Raw genomic sequence first — 11,112 nt, forward strand, 5'->3', positions numbered from 1 at the left:
CGGCTCCACCGGCCATTTCCGGCTTACTGCACTTTCGCCAGGTCACCCTTCAACGCGACGCCGCCGATAAACGCACCGGCGTGGCACTCATAGGTGCTCGTGCTCCGGGTCTCGTTGCGCTTGTAGTAGCTGACGATGTTGGTCACGGCGTTGGCGCCGACTTTCTTCGCCGCGTCGTTGAGGGTGATCAACGCCGATTGCAGGGCCCAGGCGCAGGCTTCTTCGTCGCTCTTGTTGAAGGCATTGGTCTTCTTGTTGGTGACGGCATCCGGGCTGACCACGGTGATCTTGCCCTTGGGGGCGTTGCCTGCCAGGTAGAACTTCACGCTGCCGTCGATCTTGCCGGTACTCACCGCTTCGGCCACCACCTTGTCGAAAGGCAGGTTCAGCACGGTATCGCGGGCCTGGCTCAGGCCCGGCAGGCTGCACAACATCAATGTGACGGCCGCGGCCCAGGTTTTTGCTTTCATGGTCAACTCCTTGTTTGATGCAGGGAAGAAACGCGGTTACTGGCTGATCGGTTGCGGCTCGCCCACGCCAATGGCACGGGCGGTGCTCTCGGCGTCGTGGTCGCGCAACTCGCGCAGGATGCCCTTGTCCAGCAGGCGCACCCAGCGGATGTAGTTCTTGTGGATCTTGCCGTCCTTGTAGTCCATGCCGCTGCTGTCGCGGTAGGCGATGCTGTAGCCGCTGGCGCTGTAGTTGATGTCGATCTCGACGTGGAATTGCTCACGCACGGTGATCTCGGCCTGGATCTGTGTCGGGTTGACCCGCTGCACGCTCCACTTGCGCTTGACCAGGGTGGTGAGGATCGCCTGTTTCATCTGTTCCTGGCTGGCCTGGATCTGTGGCGCGACGGTGCGCGTCGGGGTGATGATTTTCTTGCTGGTACAGCCGGCGGTGACGAACAGGGCCAGGGCGATCAGTGCAACGCGAAGCAGGGAAGACATTCCATTTTCTCCAGGAGAGGTTAAAAAATCAGGACCAGCGCCGGAACACCAGCGAGGTGTTCACGCCGCCAAAGGCAAAGTTGTTGTTCATCACATACTCGTTGCTCATCTGCCGGAACTCGCCGCGCAGGTAGTCCAGCTCGCCGCATTGCGGGTCGATCTGGTCGAGGTTCAGGGTATGGACGTAGCTGTCGCGGTTCATCATCTCGATGCTGAACCAGGATTCCAGGGCACCGCAGGCACCCAGGGTGTGGCCGAAGAAGCTCTTCTGCGAACTGATGGGCATGCGGCTGCCGAACAGGCTCTGGGTCGCCAGGGTCTCGGCGATATCGCCTTGCTCGGTGGCGGTGCCGTGGCCGTTCACGTAGCCGATGGCATCCGGCGCGAGGCCGGCGTCCTCCAGCGCCAGCTCCATGGCCCGGCGCATGGTGACCTGCTCCGGCCGGGTCGCGTGCTGGCCGTCGGCATTGCTGCCGAAGCCGACGATTTCCGCATGGATATGGGCGCCCCGGGCCAGCGCGTGCTCCAGCTCTTCGAGCACCAGCATGCCGCCGCCTTCACCGATCACCAGGCCATCGCGGCCGCTGTCGTAGGGGCGCGGGCTGGTGTGCGGGGCATCGTTTTTCAGGCTGGTGGCGTAGAGCGCGTCGAACACCATGGCTTCGGTCGGGCACAGCTCTTCGGCACCACCGGCGAGCATCAGCGGCAGGCGGCCGAACTTGATCGCCTCGTAGGCGTAGCCGATGCCCTGGCTGCCGCTGGTGCAGGCGCTGGAGGTGGGGATCAGGCGTCCGGTGAGGCCGAAGAAGATGCTGATATTGGCCGCCGTGGTGTGGGGCATCATGCGCACGTAGGAGTTGGCGTTCAGTCCTTCGGCCACGGAGTTGATCAGCATCATGCCGAAGGCCTTGATCTCGTCGGTGCTGCCGGTGGACGAACCGCAGGCCACGCCCATGCGCCCGTCGCGGATGATCGGATTGTCCAGCAGGCCGGCATCGGCCAGGGCCATCTCCGCGGCGCCGACGGCGAAGCGCGAGACCCGGCCCATGCTGCGCAGCTGCTTGCGGGTCCAGTGCGACGGCACCGCGTAGTCATCGATGGGCCCCGCCAGGCGGGTGTTCAGTTCGGTGAAGCGGTTCCACTCATCCATGCGCCGGATACCGCTGCGGTTGGCGCGGAAGTTGGCTTCGATGCTGGCCCAGCCACTGCCCAGCGAAGTGATGCCGGCCATGCCGGTGACGACGACGCGCTTCATCAGCACAGGCCTCCGTTGACGGCCAGAACCTGCCGGGTGATATAGGCCGCTTCCGCGGACATCAGGAAGTTCACGGCACCGGCGACTTCTTCCGGCGTGCCCATGCGCTGGGCCGGGATCATTTTCAGCAACTCTTCCACCGGCACGTTTTCGTCGAGCATGGCGGTGTCGATCAGCCCCGGCGCGACGCAGTTGACGGTAATCCTGCGCTTGCCCAACTCGATGGCCAGGGCCTTGGCGGCGCCGATCAGGCCGGCCTTCGAGGCGCTGTAGTTGACCTGGCCACGGTTGCCGATCAGCCCGGAGACCGAGGTGATACAGACGATCCGCCCGGGGGCGCGGCGCCGGATCATCGGCATCATCACCGGATGCAGGACGTTGTAGAAGCCGTCGAGGTTGGTCCGCAGCACCTGGTCCCAGTCTTCTTCGGACAGCGCCGGGAAGGCGCCGTCGCGGGTCAGGCCGGCATTGAGCACCACGCCGTAGTAGGCACCGTTGGCCTCGACGTCGGCCTCGAGGATTTCCCGGCAGGCCGCGCGGTCGGCGACATCGAATTGCAGCACCCGGGCATTGCGGCCCAGGGCCTGGATTTCGGCCTGCACCGCGTCGGCTTCGGCGCGGCCGCTGCGGCAATGCAGCACCAGGTCATGGCCGGCCCGGGCCAGGCGCAGGGCGATAGCGCGGCCGATACCACGGCTGGAGCCGGTGACCAGGATGGATTCAGTCATGGCTGGATTCCTGTGATTCGTTGAGATAGGCGGCGGCCTGTGGCGGACGGAACACGTTCAGGCGGGCCGTGGCGTGGATGTCGGGACCGGTCAGGTGGCATTCGAACACCCCCATGCCGTTGTCGTCTTCCAGGGAGCGTTGGGCGTGGATGGTCAGCTCGCTGCCCGCGGGAAAATGTTCCACATTGCACTCGAACCTGCGGGTCCCGAGCAGGAACCCCAGCTCCACCGGCTGGCCGGCGCCACGGGCGCGACAGCCGGCGTAGGCGGCGACGCTCTGGGCCATCAGTTCGATCCCGACCCAGGCCGGCAGGCTGCCGTCGGCGTGGTTGAACAGGCCGCCGGGGCGCACGGTGAGCCGGGTATGGATCTGTTCTTCATCGAACGCCAGGACCTGATCGATCAGGATCATGTCACCGGCGTGGGGCAGCAATTCGGCGAGCGGCCAATCGATCATGGGGCGTCTCCGATAATCAGGCTGACGTTGTTGCCGCCGAAGGCAAACGAGTTGCTCATCAGGCGGCGCGGGGTGGTGGGGTCGAGACTCGCGTCTTTGCCGACCCAGCGAAGCGGCGGTAACGCCGGGTCGGGCTGGCCGTCCCAGATATGCGGTGGTAGCGCCCCGGTGGGGTTGTCGGCACTCAGGCTCAACCAGCAGAACGCCGCTTCCAGTGCCCCGGCGGCGCCGAGGGTGTGGCCGGTCATGGGCTTGGTCGAGGAGCAGGGGACGCCGGCGAGAAACAGCCCGGCCACCGCCAGGCTTTCCATGGCGTCGTTGTGCTGGGTCGCGGTGCCGTGCAGGTTCAGGTAGGCGATCTGGTCCGGTCGCAGGCCGGCTTGGTGCAAGGCCTTGACCATGGCTTGCGTCGCTCCCCGGCCACTCGGTTCCGGGGCGGAGATATGGTACGCATCGCTGCTGGCCCCGGCACCCAGCAGGGCGAGTGGCTGGGGGCCGGTGGCCTGCCTGCTCATCAGGAACAGCACGGCGGCTTCGCCGATATTGATGCCGTTGCGGTTCACCGAGAACGGGTTGCAGCGTTGTCCCGACACCGCTTCCAGCGAGGTGAAGCCGTTGAGGGTCAGCTTGCACAGGCTGTCGACCCCGCCGCACAGCACCGCGTCGCACAGCCCGAGGTCGAGCAGGCGCTGGGCGCTCATCAGCGCGCGGGCGCTGGAGGTGCAGGCGGTGGAAATCACATAGGCGGGGCCGCTCAGTTGCAGCCAGTCGGCGAGAAAGTTGGCCGGGGCGCCCAGTTCCTGCTGGCGGTAGTCGTAGTCGTCGGGGAACTGCCGGTCACGCAGGTAACTGGCAATGCCGCGGCTGGCTTCGTCGATGCCCGAGGTGCTGGTGCCCAGGACGATGCCGATACGCTCGCGGCCATAGGTGTCGATGGCGCGCTGGATCGGCTCGGCGATCTGCACGGTGGCTTCCATCAGCAGCTGGTTGTTGCGGCTGCTCTGCCCGTCGAGCTCGGCCGGAATCGCTGCCAGCTCGCCACGCACGGCGGCGACCGGCAAGACCCGCCCGGGGACCCAGCCGCTTTCGTCGCGCAGGCCCGAGCAGTCGCCAGCGAACAGGTTGCGCGCGACTTCGCGCTTGTCGCGGCCGAGGGCGCAGATCAGCCCGAGTGCGTTCAGGTAGGCGGTCATGGCGTGCCCTCGTTCAGCGGGCTGATGCGGTAATGCAGACCTTGCGGCAGGTCGAGGCTGAAATCCAGCGGTTGGCGATAGCGGACCTGCCACTGCTCGCCGAGGCTGCGCTGAGCCGGTTGCTGGCGGGCAGCCGGATAGTTGGCGGGCAATTCGGCTTGCGGTGTCAGCGCGAACAGCAGTGCGGCGAACAGTTCGCGGGCCTGCGGGTTGGGCGGCAACAGGCCGTCGGCCTGCCAGTCGCCGTCCTGCAGGCGCTGGCGTGCCAGGGGAATCCCCAGCGGGTCCATCAGCGACCAGCGCAGGCCATCGGCTTCGCGCTGGATCACCAGCAGCCAGTCCTGCCGGGCGCCGTCCTGCTCGCGCTGGATATGCAATTGCAGGGGCAGGACCAGGGTCGGGGTATGTGCGGGCAGCGGCAGCCGGCTGGCGCAGGCGCTCAGCAGCAGAAGACCGCCCAGCAGCAGTGCGCGAATCATTCGGTGTGACCTGCGAGCGGCTTGCGCGCGACCACGTTGACCAGCGTTTCCTCGCGCTGGCCGACCGGCGGCGGGTTTTTCAGGCGCAGGCGTTCGAGCAGGCCGAAGTCCTTGGCGCGGCTCCACCACAGGTACGGGTAGGAGACGTTGCGGGCCTCGAACTCGAAGCCCTGGTCGCGGATCATGTCGAGGTACTGCGCGGCACTTTTCTGCACGTGCATCGGGTGGCGGAACAGCCATCGGATCACCCAGGTATCGATATAGGCCTCGGTGGACTCGGCGAACAGCAGGTAGCCGCCCGGCTTGAGCACGCGGTAGAACTCGGCCAGGGCGCGATCCTGCTGGACCAGGTGATGGAAGGTCTGGTGGCAGAACAGGATATCGACGCTGTCGGAAGCCACGTCCAGCGTCGCGCAGTCGCTGCCGATCAGCTCGATCGCGATATCGCGTCGTCGGGCTTCTTCACCGCTCAGCTTGAGGCTGTGCGGGTCGGCGTCGAGGCCTATCAGGCGCTGCGGCGAGAACACCTGCTGCAGATACTGGAAAGACTTGCCCTGGCCGCAACCGGCATCCAGCACCACCGGGTTTTCCGGCGGAGCTTCACTGAACAGGCCGCGCAGGTCGTTGATCGCCACGCGCAGCACGTGGTGCTGCCAGGTATGGCTGCGCAGGAACCAGAAGCCGAAGCGGGTTTCCTCGACGTAGGTATCGCTCAGGTATTGATTGTTCATGCCGGCGTGCTCGCACAGATTTCGGAGAGCATGCGCAGGCGGCGCTTGGGCTCACTGACAAACGGATTGCGCTCGTCCCAGGCATAGCCGGCGAGGATCGAGCTGATCATCGCGCGGATTTCCGGCGAGCTGCCAGGGTGAAAGATCACATCCTGGAAGGTCCCGGCGTACCAGCCTTCGACGTAGCAGCGGAAGGTGTCGACACCGCGTTTCAACGGTTCGGCGAACTGGCTTTGCCAGTCGACGCTTTCGCCCTGCAACTGGCGGTGCAGAAGGCCGGCGGCCATGCTCGCCGAGCGCATGGCGATGGTCACGCCCGAGGAGAACACCGGGTCGAGGAATTCTGCGGCATTGCCCAGCAGGGCGAAGCCCGGGCCGTGCAGGCGCTTGACGTTGGCCGAGTAGCCGCCGATGGTCCGTGCCGGGGTGTCCCACACGGCGTTTGCCAGCACCCGTTGCAGGCTGGGCGTCTCGGCGATGAAGCCCTTCAGGCTGGCGTCGAGGTCGTCGCCGCGACCGGCGAAGTGCCCGGCGGCGGCGACCACGCCGATGGAACAGCGGCCGTTGCTGAAGGGAATGGTCCAGAACCAGATGTCGCGCTGCTCGGGATGGGTGGTGATGAGGATCTTTTCCCGTTCGAAACCTGGCGCGTCGATCCGGTCCTCGACATGGGTGAAGATGGCCTGGCGCACCGGGAAGTTCGACGGTGCCTCAAGGTCCAGCAGGCGTGGCAGGACGCGGCCGTAACCGCTGGCATCGAGAACGAACCCGGCCTCGATCAGGTACTCGCTGCCATCCTCGCGCCGGGCCCGCAGTTGCGGTTGCGGGCGCTCGAAGTCGGCGCTGACGATTTCCTCGCCGTAGCGGATTTCCACGCCCTGCAGGGCGGCCTGGTCGGCCAGCAGCTTGTCGAAATCGGCGCGCTGGACCTGGAAGGTGGTCGGCTTGCCCTGGCTGAAGGTCTGGCCGAAATCGAAGGCACTGTAGCGCTCGCCCCAGGCGAAGGCCGCGCCGTTCTTCAACTGGAAGCCGGCGGCGTTCACGGCGTCGAGCATGCCGGCTTCCTCGACGAAGTCCAGGCAATGGGACAGCAGGCTTTCACCGATGGAGAACCGCGGGAAGTGCTGGCGTTCGACGATCAGCACGTCGTGGCCATTGCGCTTGAGCAACGCGGCGGCGATCGCACCGGAAGGGCCGGCGCCTATCACCACGACTTCGCGGCGTTGCGTTTCAACTATTGGCACACAGGCTCCTTGCCGGTCTCGGCGCTATTGAAGGGGATTCGGTTCATGCCCGCCAGGGCCGGCAGCAGCGTGGCGAGCAGGCCCATCAGCATCAGCGCGAAGTACAGCGCCGGGCTGATCAGCCGTTGTTGCAGCAGCAGGTTGAGGAAGACGATTTCACTCAGGCCGCGAATATTCAGCAGCAGGCTTTCCTTCCACAGGCTGGCGCCCGGGAACGAACGGCTGGCCCAACGCAGGCCGAGCCAGTTGCCGAGCAGCTTGCTCGCCACCGGGAACAGCAGCAGCGCGGCGAACTGCACGGCGCTCAGGCTGCTCATGGCGCTGTGCACGTCGATCTGCACGATGCCGAAGGTCAGGATCAACGGGATCGCCAGGCCGGTCTGCAGACGGTTCATCCACACGGCCGGCAATGGCAGTACCAGCGGCACCTTGAGCCAGGCCATGCAGAACAGGTAGCCGATGCCGAAGATCAGCGCGTTGAGCTTGTAGTGCTCGGCCACCACCAGCAGGCCGAAGAACATCAGGCTGTAGGTCAGTGGCTTGCGCATCCGGCACAGGTGCAGGAGCAGCGGCAGCAGGGCGCCCGCCAGGGGCAACAGCAGGCTGCTCAGGTGCAGGCTGCCCTGGGCCAGGCCGAACAGGGTCCAGCAGCTCAGGTCGATGAGGATCGCGGTCTGCACCAGGCGGCGGGTGGCGGCGGGCGGATAGCCGATGTGCTTGAGGTACAGGTACAGCACCGGGATCGCAGTGATGGCGAACACCAGCCCGATGGCCAGGGAACTGAGCCAGTGCTGTTCCGGCAGCAGCCAGACGGCGCAGGCCAGCCCGCAGGCGAACGGCACGCAGAAACTCGGCAGGGCGATCTTCAGGCTCTGGCGGTCCATCTTCAGTTCGATCACGTCGCTGAGGATATGCCCCAGGACCAGCGCGAAGGCAAAACCGTAGGCGGTCCTCAGCCAGTCGGGAGCGACCAGCGCGGCCCCGCTCAATTGCCAGTGCGGTTCGATCCAGAACAGCATCAGCAATGGCAGGCCGAAGGTGGCCAGGAGCAACTGGCTGACGATCGGGATCAGGCCGAACTGTCGACCGATGCGCGTCGCCACGGCGAAGGCGACCAGGGCCATGCCCCAGAACAGGAGGATCATCATGGCGCGGGCTCCGTCACCGCGGTGACATGGGGTTGGCGACCGGCCCAGGGCGCGAGCAGGAAGCTGAAGGCCAGGCCGAGGCTGACCGACAGGCCGAAGTTGCTGACCGCCGGGGTGCTGGAAATCGCCAGCAGGCCAAACGACAACCAGGTGGTCAGCGCCGCCAGCAGGGTGCCAAGCAGGCTGACGGCGGCGCCACCGATCTGCTCGCGCATCAGGATCGCGTAGTCGACGCTGATGGCCGTGACCAGCAGCAAGCCGAACAGGCTGAACAGGGTCAGTGGCTGGCCCAGCCAGCCGAGGCTGGCGAGACTGCACAGCGCCGCCAGCAGCGGCAGCGCGACGATGCGCAAGGCGCCGCCGAGACCGAACGGCAGGATCAGCAGCAGAACGATCAGCACGCAGGAGGCGAGCTTCAGTTCCGCCGCACTGATCTGCGTCGCGGCGAACACCTTGTTCAGGTCGCCGAGACGATCCACCAGTTGTACCCCCGGCAGGTCCATGGCCTGGACGCGCAGCAGGTCGGCGTTGTTCAGGCCCTGCAGGCTGACCATGCCCGCCACGCCGTCGGCATTGGGGCCGAGCCAGAGCGCGCGCCAGGGCTCGGCCAGGGGGCCGACCAGGGCGCTGTCGATATCCTGGATCGGCAGGGCCTGCAACTGGCTCAGTTCGCCCTGCAAGGCCGCCAGCGGCACGCCGAGGTCGAGCAGCGGTTGCCAGTACCCTGGCAGTTGCCTGAGCGAGTCACGCAGGCGTTGCTGTTCACTGGGCAGGCTCACCAGCTGGTTCAGCGACAGGTAGCCTTGCAGCTTCTCCAGGCTGACCAGTTGCTCGAGGCGCTTGCCCAGCGCTGCCGAACGCTCCAGCAGTTGCTGTTGATCGGCGGCGCGGACGAGGAAGAACTGGCTGGTCGGCTGGTAGCCGGTGATCCGCGCAATGGCCTGGGCCTCGGCCTGCAATTGTGGCGGTGCACCGACCCATTGGCGGATGTCGTTCTTGCTGTTCAGCTGCCACAGGCCGGCGCCACAGAACAGCAACAACAGGACCAGCAGCAGCGGGCTGCCAAGCTTCTTCAAGAGCTGTTCGCGCAGGGCCAGCAAACCTTTGCAGATCCGCAGCGGCCACTGCGCGGGACGCAGGTCGGCGCCCTTGAGCAGCGCCGGCAACAGGCATACCGCGCTGAGGTAGGCGCCGAGCAGGCCGGCGGCGGAGAACACCGCGATCTGGGTCAGGGCCGGGAACGGCGTCCAGGCCAGTGCCAGGTAGCCGATGCAACTGGTCGCCAGGCTCAGGGTCAGGCCGGGCAGGGTGATGCGCAGGGCCGGCCAACTGTGCCAGGGTTTCAGGCTCCAGCTCTTGGACAGGTAATGCAGCGGGTAATCCACCGCGACGCCGATCAGGCTGGAGCCGAGCACCAGCGTCATCACATGCATATGGCCGAACAGCGCCACGCAGGCCACGGCACCGAACAGCATGCCCACCAGCACCGGGACAAACGCCAGCAACACGCGCAAGCGACGGAAAGCCAGCAACAACAGCAGGAGAATGCCCAGGGTGGCGCCACCGCCGACCCAGGTGATTTCCCGGGTCGCCTGCTGCTGGCCATTGGCGGCGTACAGCAGGCCGCTGGCGGCCAGCAGTTGTACATCGGCCCGGCTCGCTTCCTGGCGGCTTTGCCGGAGCAGTTCGGCCACTTGCAGCGGCAGTTTCATATCGAAGGCATTGCCGGTGGTGCGCGCCCGCAGCAATACCCAGCTCTTGCCGTCGGCATCGGCCACCAGGGCGCCACTGCCGATGTCCAGTTGCACCGCGCCACGCTGCGGCTGGCTGTTCTGGATCCGTCCGGTCAGGCCTAGCCAGTCATCCTGGCTCGGCACCAGGCTGAAGCCGGTGAAGGGGTCATACAGCGCCTGCAGCCGTTGCTGGATAAAGGCCGCCGGATCGTCGATCAACTGCCGGCGATCCTTCGCGGCGAGCATGGCCAGGCGGCCGTTCAGCAGTTGCTGGCGCAAGGCGGGCAGATCGGCCTGCAGGTCCCACTGGACCTTTTCGAACAGCCCGCTGGCCTGCCATTGCTCACCCAGTTGGCGGGCCATGGCGATGGCTTTCTGGCGATCGGCCTGGCCGACCAGGACCAGCATTTCCCGGTTCAGTGGTTCCTGCATGCGCTGTTCGGCCTTGAGGTCCAGGGCATCGGGCGAGGAGCCCGGCACCAGTTCCATCAGGTTGGCCGACAGCGGCGCGCCGTGCCGCCATTGCCAGCCGGCGAGCGCCAGCACCGCCAGCAGCAGGATCAGGAACAGGCGCGGCAGCAGGCGTTCACTCGGCAAAGTCATGCCGCTCCGCGTCGCTCAATGGCAGGTTCGCCGTGCTGTCCTGCATGCGCAGGACGGTGCTGTCGCCCTGGGTTTCCAGCAGCTCGATACGCTGTACCAGCTCGCCGCCGTCGATATTGATGCGGGTGAAGATCTGCTTGAGCAGCACGGAGCGTGGGATCAGCACCAGTTGCCAGGCCTTGGCGTCGCCTTGCAGTTGCAGTTCGAAGTCCCGTTGCAGGCCGCTGCTGTCGCCTTGCAGCACGGCAATGAACAAGCGGTTCTGTTCGGCGCCGGCGCTTTTGTTCGGGACCATCTGCCAGCCGCCGGCATCGCGCCGGGCAATGCCCTTGGCGCTGATGCGGTAGTTCTGTTGCAGCGGGGTCTTGAGCAGCCAGAGCAGGCCATGGTCCCTGGCCAGGACAAAAGTGCCCTTGCTGGTCAGCGGTTTCGGCAGGGCCCGCAGGTGCTTTTCCTGGATGAAGCTACCGTGGATCACGGTCGGCTTCGCCAACTGATCGCTCAGTTGCTGCAGATCGAAAGCCGCTGCGTGGGCGGACAGGCCCAGGCAGAGCATCAGCAGCAGGCCGCGCACGGTCATTGTGGGAGCCG

The 11,112-nt window shown here is 66.1% G+C and carries 12 protein-coding genes; all 12 read right to left on the reverse strand.

Annotation, left to right across the window (positions count from 1 at the left end):
• Nucleotides 1-23: 23 nt before the first annotated feature.
• Genes KI243_RS02220 through KI243_RS02275 form a run of 12 tightly spaced genes read right to left on the reverse strand, consistent with a single transcriptional unit; the run spans nt 24 to nt 11,101 of the window.
• Nucleotides 24-470 carry a hypothetical protein gene (locus tag KI243_RS02220; protein WP_017126891.1) on the reverse strand — a complete coding sequence of 149 codons (447 nt, stop codon included), beginning with the start codon at nt 468-470 and terminating at the stop codon, nt 24-26.
• A gap of 36 nt (nt 471-506) precedes the next feature.
• A complete protein-coding gene (locus KI243_RS02225; protein ID WP_017126890.1) occupies nt 507-950 on the reverse strand; it encodes a hypothetical protein in 444 nt (147 codons plus the stop codon).
• A gap of 28 nt (nt 951-978) precedes the next feature.
• Complete coding sequence (locus tag KI243_RS02230) at nt 979-2,205, reverse strand: beta-ketoacyl-ACP synthase (protein ID WP_017126889.1); 1,227 nt, start codon at nt 2,203-2,205, stop codon at nt 979-981.
• Entirely contained in the window at nt 2,205-2,933 is a 729-nt protein-coding gene (locus KI243_RS02235) for a 3-ketoacyl-ACP reductase FabG2 (RefSeq protein ID WP_017126888.1), read from the reverse strand. The genes KI243_RS02230 and KI243_RS02235 overlap by 1 nt, the downstream gene beginning before the upstream one ends.
• Nucleotides 2,926-3,390 carry a hotdog family protein gene (locus KI243_RS02240; protein ID WP_017126887.1) on the reverse strand — a complete coding sequence of 155 codons (465 nt, stop codon included), beginning with the start codon at nt 3,388-3,390 and terminating at the stop codon, nt 2,926-2,928. The genes KI243_RS02235 and KI243_RS02240 overlap by 8 nt, the downstream gene beginning before the upstream one ends.
• Entirely contained in the window at nt 3,387-4,583 is a 1,197-nt protein-coding gene (locus tag KI243_RS02245) for a beta-ketoacyl-[acyl-carrier-protein] synthase family protein (RefSeq protein WP_177117846.1), read from the reverse strand. The genes KI243_RS02240 and KI243_RS02245 overlap by 4 nt, the downstream gene beginning before the upstream one ends.
• Entirely contained in the window at nt 4,580-5,062 is a 483-nt protein-coding gene (locus KI243_RS02250) for a DUF3261 domain-containing protein (protein ID WP_017126885.1), read from the reverse strand. The genes KI243_RS02245 and KI243_RS02250 overlap by 4 nt, the downstream gene beginning before the upstream one ends.
• The gene (locus KI243_RS02255; RefSeq protein ID WP_017126884.1) at nt 5,059-5,793 is read right to left on the reverse strand and encodes a class I SAM-dependent methyltransferase; all 735 of its coding nucleotides are present in this window, start codon (nt 5,791-5,793) and stop codon (nt 5,059-5,061) included. Before KI243_RS02255 ends, KI243_RS02250 begins: the two co-directional genes overlap by 4 nt.
• Complete coding sequence (locus KI243_RS02260; RefSeq protein WP_212810398.1) at nt 5,790-7,037, reverse strand: NAD(P)/FAD-dependent oxidoreductase; 1,248 nt, start codon at nt 7,035-7,037, stop codon at nt 5,790-5,792. Before KI243_RS02260 ends, KI243_RS02255 begins: the two co-directional genes overlap by 4 nt.
• Nucleotides 7,028-8,185 (reverse strand): sodium:proton antiporter, encoded by a 1,158-nt coding sequence (locus tag KI243_RS02265; protein WP_212810399.1) that lies wholly within the window; start codon nt 8,183-8,185, stop codon nt 7,028-7,030. The genes KI243_RS02260 and KI243_RS02265 overlap by 10 nt, the downstream gene beginning before the upstream one ends.
• The gene (locus tag KI243_RS02270; RefSeq protein ID WP_212810400.1) at nt 8,182-10,521 is read right to left on the reverse strand and encodes an MMPL family transporter; all 2,340 of its coding nucleotides are present in this window, start codon (nt 10,519-10,521) and stop codon (nt 8,182-8,184) included. The genes KI243_RS02265 and KI243_RS02270 overlap by 4 nt, the downstream gene beginning before the upstream one ends.
• On the reverse strand, nt 10,505-11,101 hold the full coding sequence (locus KI243_RS02275; protein WP_244861804.1) for an outer membrane lipoprotein carrier protein LolA: 597 nt from the start codon (nt 11,099-11,101) through the stop codon (nt 10,505-10,507). The genes KI243_RS02270 and KI243_RS02275 overlap by 17 nt, the downstream gene beginning before the upstream one ends.
• Nucleotides 11,102-11,112 lie beyond the last annotated feature (11 nt).

This window comes from Pseudomonas sp. Ost2 (assembly GCF_018326065.1).
Lineage (GTDB): Bacteria > Pseudomonadota > Gammaproteobacteria > Pseudomonadales > Pseudomonadaceae > Aquipseudomonas > Aquipseudomonas gingeri.